This window comes from Myxacorys sp. (assembly GCF_059501405.1).
In genome coordinates, this window is record NZ_JCACCM010000108.1 from 106,037 (window position 1) to 126,842 (window position 20,806).

A 20,806-nucleotide genomic window follows, 5' to 3' on the forward strand; every position below is an offset into this window, starting at 1 on the left:
ATAGCGCCATTTGATCTTGAGATCTCAAGATCAAATGGCTTTGGGCTGAATTTCTCTATGAACTAGCTCGCGAAAGCGTTGGTCGCTCCGCAAAGGTTGCAAGGCTGCGTCAGTGCTTGCGACACGGCGGTAGACCGAGGGAGAGATTTGAATTGCCCGCTTGACACTCTCTAATGCTTCTTCCAGCTTGTCTTGCCGCACAAAACAGCAGGCTCTTCCATACCATGTGCTAGGACTTCGCGAATTGATCTTGAGCGAGTTTTCAAAGCTGGTAGAGGCTTCGGAGCAGCGGTTTAGCCTCGTTAACATCACGCCTCGATATGTCCAAATATAGTCAGAATTTGGTTTAATTGTGAGCGCCCGATCGATATTTGTCAGAGCAGCAACATAGTTGTGAAGGCAAGACAGCGCGATCGCACGGTTATACCAAGCTTTGTAACTGTCGGGTTTAAGTGAGAGTACCTGATCAAAGCTGACGATCGCGGCGGGGTAGCGTCCTAACCTTAACAGCGTCTTACCTTGATTTTGCCAGCCTCGATAATCGTCCGGATCGAGCTTGAGCGATTGGTTGAAACTTGTGAGCGCGTCTTCATATTGACACAGCATCCCGAGCGAAATGCCGCGCCCCTGCCAAGCTAAACTGCTTCGGGGACAGAGGGCGATCACCCGCTCAAACGTGACGATCGCCTCCTCATACCGTCCTAGTTTTTCTAGCCCATAGCCGTGACACAGAAGCGCATCTGGATGATTGGGGTTGGCGTCTAGAGCCTGCTCGCACTTAGCATAGTGTCTGCCATAGCTACTGAGCAGCGATAGCGATCGCCCTGCACCTTTGTAGCGAGCTTGAATATCATCCCAAGGAACCATAGTCGTAGGCAGCGCTTAGGTCTCTCGTGGCGCTCGGAAGGACAGGAGCGAGAGAAACCGCTGATCTCGCCGCAGAGGTTCAAAGTCACCATTATTCTGCGCGATTTCTTGATATTCTTCGGGGCTAAGTTCAATCGCTTTCTGCAAATGCTCGAAGGCAAGGTCTAGATCACCCTGCACGGCGTAGCAGCAGGCTTTGTTGTACCATACGGTCGCCGCCTCAGGTCTTAAAGCTAGGGAGCGGTCGTAACTTTCTAACGCCTCCTCAATGCGCCCTAAGTGGTAGAGCGCGTTGCCGCGATTCGTCCAAGATTCTTCAAAGTCGGGTTTGAATTCTAGGGCTTTGTCGTAACTAGCGACAACTTTCTCAAGCTGACCGAGTTTTCGGAGGGCAAGCCCCCGACTGTACCATGCCCAATAGTAATCGGGCTTAAACTCGATTGCTCGGTCGTAGCTATTTATCGCTTCTTCGTAGCGCTCTAAATTTCGCAACGAAATGCCTCGGTTGTACCATGCCCAGTGGTAGCTGGCACGAAATCGAATCGCTTGGTCGTAGCTGGCAACTGCTTCTTCGTAACGGTTGAGTTCGTCTAATGCGTTGCCTCGGTTGTTCCATGCTTCAGGAAAGCCGGGCTGGTATTCCAAAGCTTGGTCATAGCTTGCGATCGCGTCTTGAAAACGACCTAAATGGTAAAGCGAATTGCCTCGGTTGTACCAAGCATCCGGGTAATCGGGCTTTAGATTAAGGGCAGCTTCATAACTGAGAATTGCAGTTGTGTAAGCTTTCGTCTTATTGAGATACAGTCCTTTTTGAAAGAAAAAGGTTGTTTCCACGTCTTGAACTTGGCTCATCGCCTGATTTGTCATCGCCTAGAGTGTCCTTGTTAAGGTTCCCAGTATGATGCACCAGGCAACAGACGTTGATAGGAAACTTTATAAGATTACATAAAGAAAAACGCTAAAGCTCGTAAAGGTTGAAGCCTACGTTTTAATCCCATTCAACTTTATTTAATGTTAGAGGACAGCCATTACAGAGAAGGAATTTCTTGAGTTTGGGCTTCAATGTCTAGGCTCATTGTCTTGTCTTTAATTCTGAGCGTGCAGAGCCTCAGAATCGTACCTTCTAGCGTGAAATAAGGCTGAGATATAACTTCTTCCATTTTCTGCATCATTGCGATCGTAAAGGGAAGGGTTAAGCCTTGATTAGGAGTGCAACAAAATGTTTCTAATAAAACAGGTTGGGTATCTGTACGAACGCACATCACAGCCGAGAAACTAACAGAACGAACTTGCTGAGATTCATGGAGTTTTGCTCCTCCCGAAAAGCGCATTTTGTTATCACTTAGCAGCCGGATCGAAAAGGGCGGACACAGTTCAACAGTGACGAACTTCTTATTTACCTCTAACTGAAAATGAGGGATTTTCTCTGTAACGTATTTTGAGTTAATAGCTTGAATTAGATCTGTTTCAGATAAAACTAAATGAGTTCGAGTATTAACAGGTTCACTTAATCGAATCTGCCCTAAGAATAGGTTGAGTGGGTCAATCGAAACTTGATCTGACTCGACCTCTAATTCTTGAATATGGATGCCTTCTGTAGTTAAATCTTTGCCTTTTATAGATACTGAATCGGCTTGTCCTTGAAATGCTTGGATCAGGTTTGTTCTTACAGCTACACCAATCCGCTTCACGCTGTCTAATTGCTGGAGGATTACTTGCTTAATCACTTCAGCAATGGCTTGCTCTTCGAGTTGTGGTTTGTCCGACATGACACCAATGAATTTTAAAGATTTGAAAATATAGGTTTATAAAGTATGGCTGTTAACAATGTGACTTAATTTAGATGGAAACTGCCTCTACACTTTGAGAGATTGAGATTTCGAGCGACTGGACAACTTAATCTCTACCAATTTGAAGAAGAGGTCTTGATTGTAATGAAATAGATTGTTTAACACATTCATTGCTGTTGGGGGTTTGTCTTGCATACTTCCGAAGCGTCGCTGCACTTTAACTAACGCAAAGAATTCGTATGAGCTATCCTCAAGCCCCCTGGACACTCAAAGGTTTCGCCTATCAAACGGTGCATCTTATTGATATTGCCAAGGCATCTCCCTATGTTCCGATCGGGATAGAAATCGTTTCAGTTCTGCCTGGGAAGACGATTGGCGGAGTTTATCTTTCTCAATACAAAACTGGCTCAACATTGCTCTACAGCGAACTGATTGTAATTGCCGCGATCGTACGTCGGGGCGATAAGCTCGGAGCCTGGATTTCTCACATTTATGTTGATCAAGCCGACTCCATTCAAGGCGGACGTGAAATTTGGAAGCTGCCGAAAGAGATGGCGGAGTTTGACTGGCAGGGAAATGAGCAGCGCGTTCTTGTCAAAGGCGAGCCGTCGGAGCCGGGAGGAGCAGATCGCGTTCTCTGCCGTTTCGCTGATAATGGGCGGTTAAACTTGTGGCGTCAGAGTGGCCAGGTTCTCACCTATAGCCAGCTAGAGTCTGACCTATTTTTATTTGAAGCGTCTGCGGCTGGCAATCTTGCGATCGTAAATTCTCGCTTGGATGTACCAAGTTCTAGTCCGTTTGCTCATCTCATCGATTCGCCGCCTTTGTTAACGGTCAAAGCGGAAGAATTAGAGGCAACTATAAAAGCGCCTAGTGTCGCTGGGCCTGGTACGAGGATTCTGGCAACCCGTTAGTCTTACCCAGCCAGCATTTTAGGATCTGACCCCATCAGAAGAATCTAGCGCCTGGTTATAATGGCGATCACATGAACGTAAGGAAGTATAGTAACGTTGGTTACAATAAGTCTGCCTAGACGTTTGCTGAAAGGGCAGCAACAATGCAGATCTACGGCGTGGGACGATAGGGGCTGTCATTACCTTACTTAGGTGTCATTACCTTATTAGTCTGACGGCAAGATTCTACTGACTGTGCTTTGTGTTCTAGCTTGCAGCAGCGTCCGTAAGGGTGACTATGCGGCTATCTCAGCCATTAGTAGACGAATTTCAGCGATTGCAAGGTAAGCTATCGGGTTGTAGGGCTTGCACTGTTTGGTGTGATCTCAATTCCTAATTGCTTTCAGGGTGTAGACAAATACTGGCTGTTAAACCAACTGACCTATGTGGGAGAATTCTTGGCAAGAAAGCGATTCCCTCGACGAACTGGAGTCGCGTACGACGTGGAGCGAAGCTTGTGCGGCACTCGTCAGCGATTTGCCTGATGATGACCTAGATGAGCTAGATCCGCAGGTATTCCGAGGGTTTCGAGGGCGCAGGCGCAAAGCGGCAGCCGTTTTAGTCATGATTTGGGGCAGTACGATCGCGCTGCATCTCATTACATGGGGCTACTGGATTGTGTTGGGCTTGACAACCGTAATGGGAATTCATGCCGTTCGACTGCTATTTGCCCGTCCGTCGGATCTTCCAGCGCCCTTGGTTGGGGATGATGACTGCCCAATGGTGTCGTTAATGGTTTCTGCCAAGAATGAAGAAGCGGTTGTTGGTAAGCTCGTTGAAATGATGTGCAGTTTAGACTACCCGTGCGATCGCTACGAGCTATGGGTAATCAACGACAACAGCACTGACAAAACGGCAGCTTTGTTAGATCGCTTAGCCCAAGAGTATGCCCAGCTGAGAGTCTTCCATCGTCCTGCCAATGCGGTTGGCGGCAAGTCTGGCGCGCTCAATCAAGTTCTGCCGCTAACTCAAGGCGAAATCATTGTTGTCTTTGATGCAGATGCTCAAGTTGAACCAGACTTTCTGCGACGGGTTTTGCCTGTTTTCAGACGCGAGCACGTGGGCGCGGTGCAAGTCCGAAAAGCCATTATTCAAGCGGAGCCAAAGTTTCACTCCAAGGACACGAACAACTTTTGGGTTCGTGGGCAAATGGCAGAAATGGCGCTCGATGCCTTTATTCATCAGCAACGCTCTGCGATCGGCGGCTTAAGCGAACTTCGAGGCAATGGCCAGTTTGTCCGGCGCAAAGCACTGCAAGCCTGCGGTGGGTGGAATGAAGAGACGATCACGGACGATTTAGATCTAACCTTCCGGTTGCACCTCAATCGGTGGGATATCGAAGTTGTGACCATGCCACCTGTCTATGAAGAAGGGGTGACAACGGCATTAGCGCTTTGGCATCAACGGAATCGATGGGCAGAAGGCGGGTATCAGCGCTATTTAGATTATTGGCGGCTCATTCTCAAAAACCGAATGGGAACTCGCAAATCGATTGATTTGTTTATGTTTTGGCTGATTCAGTATGCTGCGCCAACGGCAGCGTTACCGGATTTTCTAATGGCGATCACAAAGCATCGATTGATGTTGACTAGCCCAATCTCAGCGTTGGGTATCTTGCTGTTCTTGTTTAGCGCGGTAGGCGGATTGCGGCGGGTTCAACTGTTGGATCAAGATGCTGCTAAAAGGCGTGCTTTTCTCGGAGGGCTCGATTTTTCGCGGTTTGTAGCGCTACTGCAAGCACTGCGGGGAACGATCTATATGATGCACTGGCTAGCGATCGTTGCCAGTGCTACAGTCCGTATGTCAATTCGTCCTAAACGGTTGAAGTGGGTGAAGACAGTTCATAGAGGAGACTCCTGACTGGGATTAGACCTGGTAGCGGATGTATCGGATGAAGTTAGAACTATCAGTGCACTCGTTGCGCGCGAATGCTTCTTCTGAACGCATCTCTAAATACACTGCAAATACACTGCTACCGGATGCTTCCTAAAAATCTACTGTCTTAGAGATCTACTGTCAGTTGCTAAGCGGTCTCAAATCAATTTACGTCTTGCTAAACTTAGCGTCCTAACCATTCTGTTACCAATTCGGGCTGCGCTTTCTGGGCAAACACCCGGACGGCGTGATAGTTGACCTTCTCCCGCAGCCGATACACCTGCTTGATTTGCAGTCCCAAACGTTGCGCGATCGCTTCTTGGGTTTTTCCCTGCAAATACAGGCGCAGCCATTCTGCTGCTTGAGGATCAACCTTCTCCTCTAAATACGCCTCGAAATGTTTGGAGATGGCGCTCCGTAGTTCTTTCTGCTCATCTTGAGCTTGCGCTTCCTGATAGTTTGCGATCGCCTGACCATCAAGCAAACTTACCGAACCTTCGGCATCATCAGGCGCAATCTCTTCAGACACCAATCGAATAAAATCAGCTGCCGGAACTTGAGTCATGCCCCCCCGCTGCGATCGCTTCTGGTAGTTGACAAACCGATACAGCAAAAGCGGTTGGTTGCGGATTGGACGCAGACTATATTCCTCTGTAGCAGTAAAAACTAAAGCATTTCGGAGTCGAGGATCACGAGTACATTGGGCGATCCAAGCAACCTGTTCCTGCATGTACTTATCATTCTGCATCAAATCTTGAATGACTTCCTGAAGCACATCTACCACGGTGGAATGGCGATCGCGTGATAACGAAATCCAGGTACTAATCTTGCTCCGAACCACGAACAAACTGCTTAAGCGCTGGATCAAATTTCGGTACGAGCGTTCGGGAGAGGCTTTTAAGTAGCGCTGAATCAAAATTCTATAGCGGTAGTCAATGGCTTGCTTCGCGATGTGGCGCTGCTCTGGTGTGAACTCGTTGAATCGCTCTGGTGCTTCTCCCAGCAACCACTTTAGAATGCTTTCTTGAGTGGCTTGACTCACGGAAGGCAAATCGGCTTCTAGCTGCGATCGCCAGGTGCTTGCAATATCCTCTAGTACTGTCATGGAGTTGCCGTCCTCACTGCCCTGATATACTCATTGCCCTGATATAGAGTTTGCCTCACACCCTCAACTGAAATCACTTACCCGTACGGGTACTTCACGCAACCAAGGCAGTTGTTGGCTAGAGTTCCTCAGTATAAACCGTTTCTCTACGTTGATCGCTTAATGTGTTGATCGCTTAATTTGAGGTGAGTAAACCTCTGTTACAACGCATCTTTCTCGAGTGACGCCGCGATGCGCTCAAGGGTTTCTGCTAAGCGAACCACATGTGTGATTACCGCTTCTTGATTGTCGGCCAACGTTTGAACAGCGTCAGTCAAGGCAAAAACTTGATATCCCTGTTGCTGCACCTGCTTTGTAAGTTCATCGAGTCGTTCTGAAAGTTGCTCAACAGTATCAGTCGCTGCAAGGACAGTTTCTGCAACCTGTTCAACAATGACACCAAGGCGCTCCGATTGCGATTCCACTCCTCACACCCCTTGTTTTGTATAGGACTTTGCTTTTAGCTGTCTACCTATTTATGCTTTATGTCTTCAAAAAATCGTCCGTTGTGAAGAGGGCAGAAAATCAACTTTATTAAAACTTCACATAAGCTTTATTCCGCTATTAGAGTAAAAAGTTTTGAGGAAGTGTTAGCAGAAACACTACTTAGTATTTACAGAAAATCTTATAGTTTTGCGTATAGCTACGGATACGAAACAAGTGTTTATACGGTTCTTAGGCGGGTTCTGAATCATGACACAATTTGCTCTAGAGTCATCCATACTCGAAACTCGCTTGACTGCGTCTGTCAAACATCAAGTTCCTCACGCTTCTGCTCATTCAGTCATTAAGCGAACTATCGATTTGTTTGGAAGCTTAATTGGGCTATTGATTACAGCGCTCCTCTTCGTACCAATTGCGATCGCCATCAGGCTCGACAGTCCAGGTCCGATCCTTTATAGTCAAGAGCGTCACGGTTTGCTCGGTAAACCGTTCCGCATCTATAAGTTTCGCTCTATGGTTGAGGGGGCGGATTTGCTGAAATCTCAGATAGAGAACGAGGCAGAGGGATTAATCTTCAAGAATAAGCAGGATCCTCGCATTACAAAAGTTGGTCGGTTCCTTAGACGCACCAGTTTAGATGAATTGCCGCAGTTTTGGAATGTGATGCTGGGTGAGATGAGCCTGGTTGGCACACGTCCACCTACTTCTGATGAAGTCTCTCAGTACAGTGACTATCATTGGCAACGTCTTAATGTCAAACCAGGGCTGACTGGCGAGTGGCAAGCGAATGGGCGTTCAACGATCAAAGATTTTGAAGACATTGTTCTCCTAGATCTGCGCTATCAGTCCATTTGGACACCCATGTACGATCTTTACTTAATCTTTAAAACCATCTACGTGATTTTTGCCAAGGACGGAGCATTCTAGATCCTTATACAGGTTCCCTTCTGTAACTTCATCGGAGCGAGCCACTTTAGAAAGCAGCAATTTGTATTGATACTCCATTTCAGCTTCAGTGACCAAGTTTTAGTAGATCAGCTAGTGGCTCAGGTTATTCTGCAGTCCAGTTGTTCACAGACCCACGAATTTCCTCCACTACTCTTTTACTAGCACCATCCTGATCTCCATCTAAGCTCATTGAGTTTACGGAGTAGTGTTATATAAATTGCTCCCTCCAGTCATAAAGCCTCAGCAATCTCCCAGAATCTGCCTTTCAGGACAAATCGCTCCGCTAGTAGCTTCAGCGATCGGGGCTGAGGAAATTGAAGGCTATTTCTACCAGTCTTCTCTCAAATCGCCAAGCTTGGACGGAGGGGCGCATTCTAGAGATTTTTCTCTCCTCGGAGATGAATCTGAATCGTCTGAAGAATTCGTCACTTTAAGTTTGGGTTTGCTTAATTTTAGTTCTTGTCCTGTGCTGATTGGGGAAGATGATACAGAACAGCGAGAAGTCACATTAGAGCACGACTGTTATACGCTTGGACGCAATTCTCAGAAGGCTAAGCCGATACTAAAGCCGCCTGAACCACTAGCACCGAGCAAGACGCGTGGTGCATTACATAGTTACTGACACTGCCAAGCAAAAGCTCTGTCAGCGCCGAGCGCCCTCGACGACCGATTACAATCAAGTCAGCGCTCCATTGTTTTGCAGTACTGCAAATCAGCTCACCCGGATCACCAGTAGTTTGAGTAATGTGAGTCAGAACGTTTTCCGCCTCGGCTTTTAGGGAGTGCGATCGCAGCTTGTCATAGCCAGCCTGCTCTACCACAGCAAATTGCTGCATAGCTGATCGCATCAGCTCATCATGCTGAATAGGATAAATCCCATCGAAACTAGGATAAATTGGCATTGGATAGGCTTCATCCGTTGGGCTAAGCACATGTAAAAGCATCAACTCAGCTTGATTTGTTTTTGCTAGGTCAAGGGCTTTTTCAAAGATATGCCGACTGGACTCGCTGCTATCTAATGCGACTAAAATCTTTTGAAACATAGTCTGTTTCTCCCAATGTAGCTAGGAAGCTTATGAAGGAAAGTTTATGAAGCGTAATCTCTTCCTTTAAAGCTGAATTAATACAGCTAGAACGTAACAAATTTAGTACAAGGTACAGGTCTGTAACACGATCAGGTACAGCAGATAAGGCGTATGAAGATCCTTAGTGCTATTACACTTGATTCGTTAAGGATAGCTCTATCAATGCAACAGACACTCTTAATCTCCATACCTGAAGTATAGAAGAATTGCTATATAAATTGGAATGTCTTCTTTGTTCTTTACTGTTCTTCCTTACTAGTGTTTATAGAGACAAGTTTCTAACTTTCGCTAGATGAAATCTACTGCGAATGAATCCGAAACTTAATGTGTTAAAGGTTATTTTGATTAAGTAATGTTAGAGGTTACTCGCCGCCTAAGTCGGTTGTTAATTCGATGGTGGCGACAGTTTGGGCTGCCTTTTGTTCCACTATTAACAACTGTTCGCTTGGCTGGGTTAGTATTAGCCGCGATCGCGTTATGGGTATTTGCAGAAATTGCGGAAGAGGTGCTTGAAAAAGAAACCTACGCCTTTGATGTCAATGTTTTGTTTGCCGTTCAACGCTTGCAGGAACCGTGGCTCAACCCGATCATGCTTGGGATCACAACGGTTGGCGATCCGGCGGTGTTAGTGTCCTTGTGCTTATTTGTGAGCCTTTGGCTGTTAATACGGCGGCAGCGATCAGAAGCCATTACGATTGCGATCGCAGCCGTAGGCGCTCTGGGGCTAAACATGCTGCTGAAAAGTTTGTTCGAGCGCGATCGTCCTCAACTGTGGACCAGAACGGTAGATGTCCGCTACTACAGTTTTCCGAGTGGACACGCCATGCTTTCGATGGTGATTTGGGGTCTGTTTGGGTACTTGTTGGCCAGCCGATTTCCAAAATGGCGCAATCAAATTGTTATCGCAACTAGTGTTTTGATTCTATTAATTGGATTTAGTCGATTATATTTCGGCGTGCACTGGCTAACAGATATTGTGGCGGGTTATGCAGCTGGTTTTGTGTGGCTTGTGGCGTGTCTTTTGAGCATGGAAATTCGCAAACGTGGTTTGCCTCAAGGCAATTAGCAGACCTTTAAGCATTATTTCCGCTCTGATCGAAGCGCTCAAATAGCTTGACTAGAACCACATTAGAGAACAAGAACCCTTCCGGATTTGCGAGTCTCAACTGCCCTACTTCAGGTAGGGTCGAACCTACAGGAAGCAGTGTATTGTCGGCTCCTACTAGCTCAACCCATCCCACCTGTTGATAAGGTTTTAAGCACTTCCAAACCTCGGCTATGCAAGCCTCTCCAAACTGTTGAGCTAGGTTTTGAAGATTCAATCCTTCTGCCAACCTCAAACCCACCATTAATGTGTCTAAAAGCACATCAGAAGGGGTAACTTCAGCAATGCTGCCTAACGGAGAGGTCTGCTTGCCCTGTTGCTCTAACCAGGAATAGTACTCCCTAGTTTTACGGGGGCGAGCGGTGCGATCGCCATTAATGTAACTAGTTGCGCCCATGCCAAACCCATAGAATGAGTGGTTTTCCCAATACACTCGGTTATGGCGGCATTGATAGTTCGGTTGAGCATAGTTTGAGATTTCGTAGTGCTCATATCCTGCTGCCGTCAAAACTTGATTGGCAGTGCGATACAGGTCTGCTGTGAGTTCATCCGATGGCAACGGCTTTTCGCCTGGGCTGTACTGTTTCCCAAAGGGCGTCGTTGGTTCGATCGTCAGGTCATAAGTAGAAAGATGCTGAGGCGATAGCGCGATCGCTTTGGTTAATGAATCTTGCCATTGCTCCAAAGTCTGATTGGGCAAGCCCGAAATTAGGTCTAAGCTGATGTTCTCCAGGTCTGCTTGTCGAATTAAATCGATTGAAGCATACACATCTTCTACCGTATGACTTCTACCGCAGGCTTTAAGCAACTCTGGCTGAAATGCTTGAACGCCTAGGCTGACTCGATTCACGCCTGCGTTTCGATACCCTTTGATTTGAGATAAATTAAACGTTCCGGGATCAACTTCCATCGAGATTTCTGCCGTGCCAATTCCAAATTGCTGATCTAAGGCGTCTAAAATTTGGTTCAGTTGAGCAACTGAGAGTAGAGAAGGGGTTCCGCCACCAAAGAAAACCGTTTTAAGCCGCTCACCCAACGACTCAGTGAGACGAATCTCTGAGCAGAGCGCCTCAACATAGTGCGCGATCGCGGCTGAGTTACTTCCGTTGCGCTGATCCCCGACCACCGAAATTGGAAAGTCGCAGTAAAAACACCGTCGGCGGCAAAACGGAATATGAACATAGGCTGAACTCGGACAAGTAAACTCCATTACTTCTTAAACCGTATTTGAATAATATTTATTACTTATTTTCAATGAACAATCTTCGATATTGGTTCTACAGAACCGATCCCCGTGTTTCTAGCTTAAAATTGCTTCGATTTGTATCATAAACAGCGAGAAGTTCTACGGTAAACCGTCCATCTGGCAAGGCATCGGCGGCGCAATTCGATTGATTCGTAGATATAATGATGCCAGGTCAAACTAATGACTAAGACTCACGCAATTCTTCTTTTTTCTGTCATTATCCTGATTATTCTTGAGGGGCTTAGCGCGTTGTTTGACTGTGCTAATCGCAAGATCTAGCACACCCATCTCTCAACATTCATTCTTATGATTGATGCAGTCATCATTATTTCATTCATCCTAGCAGGCGCGGGAATTGGCTTTCACGGCATCGAAGCGCTGCCTGGAAATCTTCTTCAGCAAGCCACTGATCCGGTTGCCTTGCGAGTCGTGTTATCTGGTTTTGGATCGCTAATTGGGTTTGCCTTTGGCATTTCAGCGCAATCAGGATTTCGACGCTTAGAACGTCATATTCGAGAACTTCCAGCGGATGTGTTGCTGAGTCGTTCGGTTGGCTTGGTTGTGGGGTTGCTGGTGGCAAATTTGCTGTTAGCTCCGATTTTTCTACTGCCCGTCCCCCCAGAATTTTCCTTTATTAAGCCCCTCGCTGCCGTGTTGGGCAGTATTTTGTTTGCCGTCTCTGGTGTGTCGTTAGCAGATATCCACGGGCGATCGCTACTCCGCTTGATCAGTCCCAACAGCGTTGAAACGCTTCTTTTAGCTGAAGGCACGCTTAAATCTGCAACCACCAAAGTTCTCGACACAAGTTGCATTATCGATGGTCGCATCGCTCAATTGCTGGACACCGGGTTCCTAGAAGGGCAACTGCTTGTACCTCAGTTTGTGCTGCAAGAACTACAGCAGGTTGCGGATGCGTCGAGCGATCAGAAGCGAGTCCGAGGACGCCGGGGATTAGACATTTTAAACGCCATTCGAGAAGCGTATCCTGAGCGCGTGGTGATTCATCCGGCGGATTACGACGATGTGCAAACTGTAGATGCAAAGCTAGTTCGACTCGTGCAAGACATTAACGGCACACTGCTGACAACCGATTACAACCTCAATAAAGTCGCCACCGTTCAAAAAGTACCTGTTTTGAACGTGAACGATCTAACTCAAGCCATGCGACCGACATTCCTTCCGGGCGACAATATTGACTTGAAGATTCTACGAGAAGGCAAAGAACCCGCTCAGGGCATTGGGTATCTCGAAGACGGCACAATGGTTGTGGTCGAAGAAGGGCGTCAGTTTGTGGGCGACGAGCTTCAGGTGACGGTGACGAGTTCGCTGCAAACGTCGGCGGGCCGGATGATTTTTGCGAAGCCGAAAGCCTCTGCGGTGAGCGCTAGAAGTGCAAGCTCCGAAGGGGTTGTCTAGGTCTTACCTGCTCGACCTGCTCTCTTATGCCTCGTCGATCGCGCGAAAAACACTGCTCTCTCTGCACTAAATCCGCTCCACTTCTATATCGTGTTCGGCACGATGAGTCAGGCGAGTGGAGTTTTGTCTGTCGTCAATGCTGGGATCACGTGAGTCGGAACAACCCGTTCTATGTATACGGTGGCACTTGGAAAGCTCAGAAACAGTGAAGCCTGATGCCAAAATTTGAGGATCAACTCGAAACGATTTACGCTAGCGATCGCACAGCATGGCGAGAATGGTTAGAAAAGAATCACGCCATCTCGTCTGGTATATGGTTGGTCTATTACAAAGTTAAAAGCGGTAAACCGAGCGTTCGTTACAGTGAAGCCGTGAAAGAAGCTCTATGCTTTGGCTGGATCGATAGTAAAGTCAAATCCTTAAATGAAGACTGTTACATGCAGATTTTCACACCTCGCAAACCAAAAAGTGTGTGGTCAAAGTTAAATAAGCAATACGTTGAAGAACTGATTAGCCAAGGGCTAATGACAGAGGTAGGTCTTCAGAAAATTAATGCTGCTAAACAAGATGGTTCATGGACTACTCTAGATCAAATTGAAGCGTTGATCGTTCCAGTAGATTTGAAGCAAGCTTTAGAGGCAAACGAAGCAGCAAAGCGGAATTTTGAAGCGTTTAGTAACTCAATTAAGAAAAATATTCTCATCTGGATTGCTAGTGCCAAACGCTCTGAAACACGGTTGAAGCGAATTGAACAAACTATCAGTTCAGTCGCGCAGAACCAAAATCCATTGGCACGCTAGAGATCGTAAGAATAGTTTCTAGCTCCGATACCAGAACCAATCAGAAAATCTTTCACTTTGTAGAGCATCTGCTTTTCCAAGTCTGAAACCTCTGGCAAGTCCTTTTGCCATTCCAAGAAAACGTGCGAAGGTAACAGCTAACAAATTTTTAGCCCATCAAGATTCTTCTACCTGCAAAATCGTTTTCGAGACGAGACGAGTTTTCTTTTTATCTGCTTCAGAAAGATCTTCGCCTGACTGTAACCGAGTTGCATTAACTTGTAAAACGGTTGCTCCTCCTTGATCGCCCATTTGCAGTGCAGTTTTTGCCGCAGTTTGCAGCATTGTAGCGGCTCCAGCGCGATCGCCCTGCTGTAGTTTCGTCTCTGCAATCTGTGTCTGCCGATATTTTGCCAACGCTAGAATGTGTTGTTGCACTTCTGCATTGATCGCGGGTTGATAGAGTGCTGAAGCGGCTACTTCAACTGGAAAGCTCTCTGAAATCAAGCCTGTCTGCCCGGATGTGGGATCATCGTAGCGAATTTGGGCATGGGCGATCGTCGTCTTTCCTTCGGGCAATTGGTTCACATAAAGATTTGCCAAAATGACTCGCGGTGCATCGACCATCAGATCACCGAGACGCGCGATCGCTTGGTTCTCCTCTTGCTGAATCAGAAGCTCAATCGTGTCAGGGGCGACTTGCGCGATCGGCTTCATTTCGGCTAGACGCACTCCCGACGCCAGCGTCACGGTTAAAAAGGCGTTCGTCAATCCCACGGCCTGAACTCGACTAAACACCCGTCCAAATTCGGTCACAGCTTGTTCGGGAGCTTGAATATAAGACAGGGTTCCACCGCCTGCATCGGCAATCTTTTCTAGAACATCTTGATTCCAAGAACTGCCAAATCCCAGGGAATTGAGCGTCAGATTATAGCCTGTTGCAACTTGAGCGAGTTTAAGACAGCGATCGTTGTCACCATGCTCATTCTCGCCATCAGTGAGGAGGAAGATCTGTGAGATGGCATCTTTTTTGCCCTTAGCAATTTCTTCAATTCCTAGCCGCAGTCCTTCATCGATCGCGGTTCCTCCCGATGCTTCTAGCGATTGAAGAGAAGAACGGATCGCCGCCGGATCGTCAACGATTTGATTGGGCAGCAGCACTTTCGCTTTGTGATTGAACGTCACAATCGAGATGCGATCTCCGGGTGAGAGTCCCTCGATCAATCTTCCTGCTGCTTGCTTCACCGTTGCTAATGCCTTGCCGTCCATCGAACCGCTTTGGTCTAAAACTAGACAAAGATTCAGCGGTACGCTCCGCTCGGATGGTTCAGGAAGTGCAGAAATAGAGAACGCAACCTGCCGCTGACTGTTGGATTGAGCCGCATCGACTTGAGCATCGCTCAGGGCATACTTCAAGCTGACTTGCATAGCGAGACTCCCGGATCAAGAGGGGTGTGAATTGACTGCGATCGTAGACCTTGAATCGCGAGTTAATAGCATCTACACAGCAAATCTTCCTGGTTTCGCAAACTCGGGCAAACCCCGTCTCGGTTTCCCGCACCTCTGCCCATGTCTTTATTCCTTCTCTCACGCGCTACCATAATGACAGCGCCATTGTTTCAGGCATCACTCGCTATGGAATCACCGATTACGGCTGTTCAATCTTCTTTTTATGGAGAGTCTTACGTCCGCACCCCGCCGCCGGACATGCCCTCGCTCTTACTAAAAGAGCGGATTGTTTATTTAGGGCTACCTTTGTTTTCCTCTGACGATGTAAAACGCAGAGTCGGAATTGATGTCACTGAACTAATTATTGCTCAGTTGCTCTATCTCCAGTTTGATGATCCCGAAAAGCCTATCCGCTTTTACATCAACTCGACGGGTACGTCTTGGTACGATGGCGACGCGATCGGCTTTGAAACCGAGGCGTTTGCTATTTGTGACACGATTCAGTACATCAAGCCTCCGGTGCATACCATCTGTATTGGTCAAGCAATGGGCACAGCAGCCTTGATCTTGTCGTCAGGAACAAAAGGGTTCCGGGCAAGTCTGCCTCACGCCACGATTGTTTTGAACCAACCGAGATCGGGAGCGCAAGGACAAGCGTCCGATATTCAGATTCGGGCAAAAGAGGTACTGGATAACAAGCGATCGCTCCTCGATATTCTGGCGAAAAACACCGGGCAGCCGATTGAGAAGCTAATGAAAGACACTGATCGCATGTTGTATATGACGCCCTACGATGCCAAAGACTACGGCATCATCGATCGCGTTGTAGAAAGCACCAAAGATCTTCCACAAGTCCTTACCGCAGGCGCAAGCTGATCGGCACCAGCATTCTTCATTTCCTCACACTTCACATCCTACAGGAGCTACTCCCATGCCTATTGGCGTTCCCAGCGTTCCTTACCGTCTTCCTGGTAGCACTTATGAACGCTGGATCGATATTTACACTCGTTTGAACCAAGAGCGAATTGTTTTCTTGGGTCAAGAAGTCACGGACTCGCTGGCAAACTCAATCATTGCAGCGATGCTCTATCTCGATTCGGATGACAACACCAAGCCGATTTCAATCTACATCAACTCGCCAGGTGGTTCTGTGACCGCCGGTATGGCGATTTACGACACAATGCAGCATATCAAGTCGCCAGTTGTCACAATTTGCGTTGGTTTAGCTGCCTCAATGGGTGCATTTTTATTGGCAGCAGGCGAAAAAGGAAAGCGATTTGCCTTGCCTCATGCTCGCATTATGATTCACCAACCCTTGGGGGGCACGGGTCGCAGACAAGCCAGCGATATCGAGATCGAAGCTCGCGAGATTTTGCGAATTCGTCACCAGTTAAACGGGATCTTGGCAGACCGATCAGGTCAGCCCATTGAGAAAATTGAAAAAGATACCGATCGTGACTACTTCTTGTCTGCTCAAGAAGCCAAAGAATATGGGCTGATTGATAAAGTGATTGAAACGGTCACTGATTAGTCCGTTGCCGGTTAAGAACTGCGGTTTTATCGCGTTTAGGACCGCTCAAGCAGTAATCTTTCAAGAATTTGCGGAGCGAATTGCTTGATCTACCCTCCATTTCACGACTAATTCACCAATTTGTCTTAAAAGTGGCAGAATTCAGATAGTTCTGCCACTTTGTTTGTCTAAATGAACATTGCGGATTCTTATCGACTTTTAGGGTTAAGGACGGGTGCCTCTTATGAAGAGATTAAAGCAGCCTACCGCCGACTTGTGAGACAACTTCATCCAGATGTTAACCCCAATAATGAGCGGGCAAAAGAGCGGTTCATTCGAGTGACAGAAGCCTATCGGTTTCTGCTTACCGTTGTCAATCAAGTAGAAGCCAATCGAGCAGAGCAGGTCACTGTCTCTGATGAAGCTGTACCTAACGCAACGCACTCTAAACCAAAAACGCACTCTGAACCAGAAGTGACGGTGACGCGCAAGCCACCCACGCCCAAACCGAATCCGGTTCAGCAAAATCCTAATTTGTCGTTCACGGATCAATATCTCAAACAGAGTTCCTACGAGCAATTGCAGCAGTTGTTTAAGACCAAGCGGTTTCCCCGCGCGATCGCGTTGGTTGAAGGGTTAGCGCAGCGCCTCCCGGACGATTTGGAAGTTCGTCAATGGCAGGCAATTACCTATCAACGCTGGGGACATGATTTGATTCAAGCGCAGCAGTTTGAAAAAGCACGGGTGTATCTCAAAAAGGCGCTCCGCACTGATCCCCACAATCGTTCTCTCTGGGCAGAAGTTGAGCGAGACTTTCGTCGGCTTGAGCAGGGGATTTATCACCGCCGATAGCGATCTCCGCCCAATGGCGGAGTTTCTCAGCCATCTAGCTAAGGAACTACCTCTAAGGGCGTGCGTTTCTGAAAGAGCTTCAGTATAATGTGGATAACAGATAACCAGTAGCTCAGGGGTTACTGACGAACTTTTTATTACAGGCGCATTTAGTAGAGTGGTTTAGCTAGTAGCGGCGCTAGTGGCAAGTCTAATTATGAATTTGCGACGTTTGAATCTATGCAATTGAGTGCCGTTGAGTTAAATATCTCCATGTGTTCCTCACAAGACTGCTTAATACGAGTATGCTTATCCACTTAAAAGCTGCGGGGTTCTTTGAGTGATTGCTATTTCCCCACGTCCGGCTGGGCGCAATTGGAACACGGTTAGTTTTCCGTCTACGCTTTACCTCATTCCAATTCTTGACTTGCTGTTAACGAAAGTGCCGAGTCGATTGCAAGCTGAGGTTCGACTAGGTTTACAAGAAGCGTTGGTAAATGCAGCGAAGCATGGCAATAACTTAGATCCAGGTAAGAAAGTTTTGGTACAGTTTTCGGCGATCGCGAATGAGTATTGGTGGGTGATCTCCGACCAAGGAGACGGATTTGAGCCACCGGAAAGCGGTGAAGAAGCGATTGAAGATTATTTGCCTTGCGATGAAGGGGAATGCGGACGGGGACTGTTTATTCTACATCAAGTGTTTGACCGTGTGCAGTGGAATAACGAAGGAACAGAACTCAAGCTGTGTAAGCAAGTCCGGCATCTCTCGCGATTACCTCTAGTACTTTAGTACTAAACTGATTGGTCGTCAACCCATTTTGCGCTCGATTCGCTGGAACATTCGCTTTAGTCTACTCTTCAGTAGATCTGAATTCTGAGCGAGAAACGCCGCATCTCCTCAAAATTTTGCTATCTTGACAAGGCGGATTTACCTGATCCCGATGGGGAACGAAGTTTGATGGAAACAAAGCGACTAGAGTTATTGTTATTAGCTGGGTGTTCGTGTCTTTTAACCTTGTTGTGCCAACCAATCTCTCAAGCCGTTGCGACACCAACAGCAAGCATCAATCCGGCGCTAGCGTCTACGCAACTGTATGGGAAGTCATGCCCTATTGAGTTTCAGCGCCAACAAATCGATGGAATGCGTCAGAGCCCGTCGCCCTAATAAAGTTCTTACTTTTTAAAGTTCCTACTTTTGCTTTGCGCCATGCGTTGGGCAGGGAGGAGCAGAAATAGAGCGATCGAGCCAACCGCAGGCTTGTTGCAGCCGAGAAAGAGCTTCTTCTGGCTGATCTTTAAGCAGTAGTACCAACGCGGCAGCGGCTTGCTCTCGCGATCGCGCCTTGCGGTCAGACTTGAGACGATGCCAGTCGCGATCGCCAATACTTAACCGCTCGACTAGAGTTTGGGCGAGCTCTAACGTGTTGACCTCGGAGAGCTTATCGGTTGAAATTGCGGATTGGTGAAGCTTGAGAGCGTCTGACATAAGAGTGCTTGGGTAAAATAAATCGGTCTACCGTTGTTTTTACCAATCTAACGCGGAAATGCAGCCCTCTCACCCTTCTCAATCTGATCCGCCCACCTTTGAGCAATCTCTCGAAACCGTGGAGCGATCGCTAGACGATCTCAAACAGCGTCATGCGCAAGTTCTGCGGGATCAACAACAGCGATTGCGCTTACAAGAGCGACAGCAGGAGATCAACGCCATCCTGCGACAGAGCAAATCTTCTGACCTTCAAGTAGAATTACGTAAAATCGAACAAGACCTCGACGCCCTAGAACTCGATCTCGAAAGTCGCCTGTTCTCGTGGTCTGGCTTGAAAGAAGTGTTCTGGCAGGCGATTCGGTTTGGTGGCGTTGGACTGGCGATCGGCTGGTGTCTCGCCTTCTGGACGATTAAAAGCCCCAAACCTCAACCTCTCAACCCGACCCCCCCATCCCTCATTCCTTAACGTGTAGCTATGGCTCGACGCATTGTAGAACTGCTCCGCACCGGACAACCTGACGAATCAGTCACGATTCAAGGCTGGGTACGCACAAAACGCGAACAGAAAGGCTTCTCGTTTATCGAGGTGAACGACGGCTCCTCGATGGCAGGGCTACAAGTGGTGATCAATCAAGATGTGCCCCGATACGAGGAGACGATCAAGCGGCTCAGTACGGGCGCGTCGGTGGAGGTGTCAGGTGTCTTGGTTCCGTCGCTGGGCAAAGGGCAACGCATTGAGGTGAAAGCCGATTCGGTCAGTGTGTTCGGCGAAGCCGATCCTGAAACCTATCCGCTTCAGAAGAAACGACACTCGTTTGAGTTTTTGCGAGATATTGGGCATCTGCGATCGCGCACCAACACGCTGGGCGCAGTCTTTCGCGTCCGCAATGCTTGTGCAACAGCAATTCATCAATTCTTCCAGGAACGCGGCTTTCTCTGGGTTCACACCCCGATTTTGACGGCGAGTGACTGTGAAGGCGCAGGTGAAATGTTTGCCGTTACGAGCTTGGATCTGAAGCAGGTTCCGATGACCGAGCAGAAAGGCGTCGATTACAGCAAAGATTTTTTCGGCAAGCCGACGTATTTAACCGTGAGCGGGCAGCTTGAAGCCGAAATTATGGCGATGGCGTTTAGTAACGTCTACACCTTTGGTCCGACCTTCCGCGCTGAGAACTCGAACACATCCCGCCATTTAGCTGAGTTTTGGATGGTGGAGCCAGAAATGGCATTTTGCGATCTTGAAGGCGACATGGATTTAGCAGAAGCGTTCTTGAAGCACATCTTTCAGCATGTGATGGACACCTGCCCGGAAGACATGGAGTTTTTCAATGCCCGGATTGATAACTCGGTGTTGGCAACGGCAGAGAACATTATTCACAACGAGTTTGAGCGACTGACGTATACTGATGCGATCGCGCTGCTGCAAAAAGCCGACAAGACCTTCGAGTATCCGGTTGAATGGGGCTTAGATTTGCAGTCTGAACACGAGCGCTATTTGGCAGAAGATTTGTTCAAGAAGCCCACGATCGTCACGGATTACCCAACGCAAATCAAGGCGTTCTACATGCGCCTGAGTGACGATGAAAAAACCGTTCGAGCGATGGATATTTTAGCTCCCAAGATTGGTGAAATTATCGGCGGCTCTCAGCGCGAAGAACGATTAGATATCTTAGAGCGTCGCATCCAACAACAAGGACTCGATCCTGCGGACTACTGGTGGTATCTCGATTTGCGTCGCTACGGCACGGTTCCTCACGCCGGATTTGGACTCGGCTTTGAGCGCTTAGTTCAGTTTATGACCGGAATGGGGAATATTCGAGATGTAATTCCGTTCCCTAGAGCGCCTTTAAGTGTTGAATTTTAACGAATTATCTGACC

22 protein-coding genes are annotated in these 20,806 nt (G+C 47.7%); 13 read left to right on the forward strand and 9 right to left on the reverse strand.

Going from position 1 to position 20,806, the window contains the following annotated elements; genetic code table 11:
* Positions 1–30: 30 nt before the first annotated feature.
* From AC5I6P_RS13780 to AC5I6P_RS13790, 3 genes are all read right to left on the reverse strand, one after another.
* Complete coding sequence (locus tag AC5I6P_RS13780; protein WP_495694340.1) at positions 31–867, reverse strand: tetratricopeptide repeat protein; 837 nt, start codon at positions 865–867, stop codon at positions 31–33.
* Between the two features lie 15 nt (positions 868–882).
* Positions 883–1,734 carry a tetratricopeptide repeat protein gene (locus AC5I6P_RS13785; RefSeq protein ID WP_495694341.1) on the reverse strand — a complete coding sequence of 284 codons (852 nt, stop codon included), beginning with the start codon at positions 1,732–1,734 and terminating at the stop codon, positions 883–885.
* Positions 1,735–1,895: 161 nt separating this feature from the next.
* On the reverse strand, positions 1,896–2,636 hold the full coding sequence (locus AC5I6P_RS13790; RefSeq protein WP_495694342.1) for an LmeA family phospholipid-binding protein: 741 nt from the start codon (positions 2,634–2,636) through the stop codon (positions 1,896–1,898).
* Between the two features lie 260 nt (positions 2,637–2,896).
* Here AC5I6P_RS13790 and AC5I6P_RS13795 point away from each other — a divergent pair, with 260 nt between their 5' ends.
* Both AC5I6P_RS13795 and AC5I6P_RS13800 read left to right on the forward strand, forming a co-directional pair.
* Positions 2,897–3,571, forward strand: coding sequence for an acetoacetate decarboxylase family protein (locus AC5I6P_RS13795; RefSeq protein ID WP_495694343.1), 675 nt, complete (start codon positions 2,897–2,899; stop codon positions 3,569–3,571).
* A gap of 423 nt (positions 3,572–3,994) precedes the next feature.
* A complete protein-coding gene (locus AC5I6P_RS13800) occupies positions 3,995–5,470 on the forward strand; it encodes a glycosyltransferase family 2 protein (protein ID WP_495694344.1) in 1,476 nt (491 codons plus the stop codon).
* A 199-nt stretch (positions 5,471–5,669) separates the two neighbouring features.
* Here AC5I6P_RS13800 and AC5I6P_RS13805 read toward each other — a convergent pair whose 3' ends face one another.
* Entirely contained in the window at positions 5,670–6,590 is a 921-nt protein-coding gene (locus tag AC5I6P_RS13805; protein WP_495694345.1) for a HetZ-related protein 2, read from the reverse strand.
* A gap of 200 nt (positions 6,591–6,790) precedes the next feature.
* Positions 6,791–7,054: a hypothetical protein gene (locus AC5I6P_RS13810; protein ID WP_495694346.1), complete on the reverse strand. Its 264-nt coding sequence runs from the start codon at positions 7,052–7,054 to the stop codon at positions 6,791–6,793.
* 268 nt (positions 7,055–7,322) lie between these two features.
* On the opposite strand from AC5I6P_RS13810, the gene AC5I6P_RS13815 reads away from it, so the two are divergent.
* Positions 7,323–8,000, forward strand: coding sequence for a sugar transferase (locus AC5I6P_RS13815; protein WP_495694347.1), 678 nt, complete (start codon positions 7,323–7,325; stop codon positions 7,998–8,000).
* A gap of 572 nt (positions 8,001–8,572) precedes the next feature.
* Here the strand turns inward: AC5I6P_RS13815 and AC5I6P_RS13820 are convergent.
* Entirely contained in the window at positions 8,573–9,064 is a 492-nt protein-coding gene (locus AC5I6P_RS13820; RefSeq protein WP_495694348.1) for a universal stress protein, read from the reverse strand.
* A 394-nt stretch (positions 9,065–9,458) separates the two neighbouring features.
* On the opposite strand from AC5I6P_RS13820, the gene AC5I6P_RS13825 reads away from it, so the two are divergent.
* Positions 9,459–10,172, forward strand: coding sequence for a phosphatase PAP2 family protein (locus tag AC5I6P_RS13825; protein WP_495694349.1), 714 nt, complete (start codon positions 9,459–9,461; stop codon positions 10,170–10,172).
* A 7-nt stretch (positions 10,173–10,179) separates the two neighbouring features.
* Here AC5I6P_RS13825 and hemW read toward each other — a convergent pair whose 3' ends face one another.
* The gene (gene hemW, locus AC5I6P_RS13830; RefSeq protein WP_495694350.1) at positions 10,180–11,421 is read right to left on the reverse strand and encodes a radical SAM family heme chaperone HemW; all 1,242 of its coding nucleotides are present in this window, start codon (positions 11,419–11,421) and stop codon (positions 10,180–10,182) included.
* A gap of 342 nt (positions 11,422–11,763) precedes the next feature.
* Between hemW and AC5I6P_RS13835 the strand changes: the two genes are divergently transcribed.
* Genes AC5I6P_RS13835 through AC5I6P_RS13845 form a run of 3 tightly spaced genes read left to right on the forward strand, consistent with a single transcriptional unit; the run spans position 11,764 to position 13,673 of the window.
* Complete coding sequence (locus AC5I6P_RS13835; RefSeq protein ID WP_495694351.1) at positions 11,764–12,873, forward strand: PIN/TRAM domain-containing protein; 1,110 nt, start codon at positions 11,764–11,766, stop codon at positions 12,871–12,873.
* Between the two features lie 26 nt (positions 12,874–12,899).
* Positions 12,900–13,082 (forward strand): DUF8622 domain-containing protein, encoded by a 183-nt coding sequence (locus AC5I6P_RS13840; RefSeq protein WP_495694352.1) that lies wholly within the window; start codon positions 12,900–12,902, stop codon positions 13,080–13,082.
* A gap of 6 nt (positions 13,083–13,088) precedes the next feature.
* Entirely contained in the window at positions 13,089–13,673 is a 585-nt protein-coding gene (locus AC5I6P_RS13845) for a YdeI/OmpD-associated family protein (protein WP_495694353.1), read from the forward strand.
* A 156-nt stretch (positions 13,674–13,829) separates the two neighbouring features.
* Here AC5I6P_RS13845 and AC5I6P_RS13850 read toward each other — a convergent pair whose 3' ends face one another.
* Positions 13,830–15,080 carry a vWA domain-containing protein gene (locus AC5I6P_RS13850; protein ID WP_495694354.1) on the reverse strand — a complete coding sequence of 417 codons (1,251 nt, stop codon included), beginning with the start codon at positions 15,078–15,080 and terminating at the stop codon, positions 13,830–13,832.
* Positions 15,081–15,287: 207 nt separating this feature from the next.
* Here AC5I6P_RS13850 and AC5I6P_RS13855 point away from each other — a divergent pair, with 207 nt between their 5' ends.
* The 4 genes from AC5I6P_RS13855 to AC5I6P_RS13870 all read left to right on the forward strand — a co-directional run bounded on the left by AC5I6P_RS13855 (position 15,288) and on the right by AC5I6P_RS13870 (position 18,232).
* A complete protein-coding gene (locus AC5I6P_RS13855; protein ID WP_495694355.1) occupies positions 15,288–15,977 on the forward strand; it encodes an ATP-dependent Clp protease proteolytic subunit in 690 nt (229 codons plus the stop codon).
* 55 nt (positions 15,978–16,032) lie between these two features.
* Complete coding sequence (locus AC5I6P_RS13860) at positions 16,033–16,632, forward strand: ATP-dependent Clp protease proteolytic subunit (protein ID WP_495694356.1); 600 nt, start codon at positions 16,033–16,035, stop codon at positions 16,630–16,632.
* Positions 16,633–16,803: 171 nt separating this feature from the next.
* A complete protein-coding gene (locus tag AC5I6P_RS13865) occupies positions 16,804–17,463 on the forward strand; it encodes a J domain-containing protein (RefSeq protein WP_495694357.1) in 660 nt (219 codons plus the stop codon).
* A gap of 319 nt (positions 17,464–17,782) precedes the next feature.
* On the forward strand, positions 17,783–18,232 hold the full coding sequence (locus AC5I6P_RS13870; RefSeq protein ID WP_495694358.1) for an ATP-binding protein: 450 nt from the start codon (positions 17,783–17,785) through the stop codon (positions 18,230–18,232).
* A 399-nt stretch (positions 18,233–18,631) separates the two neighbouring features.
* Here AC5I6P_RS13870 and AC5I6P_RS13875 read toward each other — a convergent pair whose 3' ends face one another.
* Entirely contained in the window at positions 18,632–18,928 is a 297-nt protein-coding gene (locus tag AC5I6P_RS13875) for a DUF6439 family protein (protein WP_495694359.1), read from the reverse strand.
* Positions 18,929–18,986: 58 nt separating this feature from the next.
* Between AC5I6P_RS13875 and AC5I6P_RS13880 the strand changes: the two genes are divergently transcribed.
* Together AC5I6P_RS13880 and asnS are read left to right on the forward strand one after the other, a co-directional pair.
* The gene (locus AC5I6P_RS13880) at positions 18,987–19,394 is read left to right on the forward strand and encodes a sll0565 family protein (protein WP_495694360.1); all 408 of its coding nucleotides are present in this window, start codon (positions 18,987–18,989) and stop codon (positions 19,392–19,394) included.
* Between the two features lie 9 nt (positions 19,395–19,403).
* Positions 19,404–20,792 (forward strand): asparagine--tRNA ligase, encoded by a 1,389-nt coding sequence (gene asnS, locus AC5I6P_RS13885; protein WP_495694361.1) that lies wholly within the window; start codon positions 19,404–19,406, stop codon positions 20,790–20,792.
* Positions 20,793–20,806: the final 14 nt, after the last annotated feature.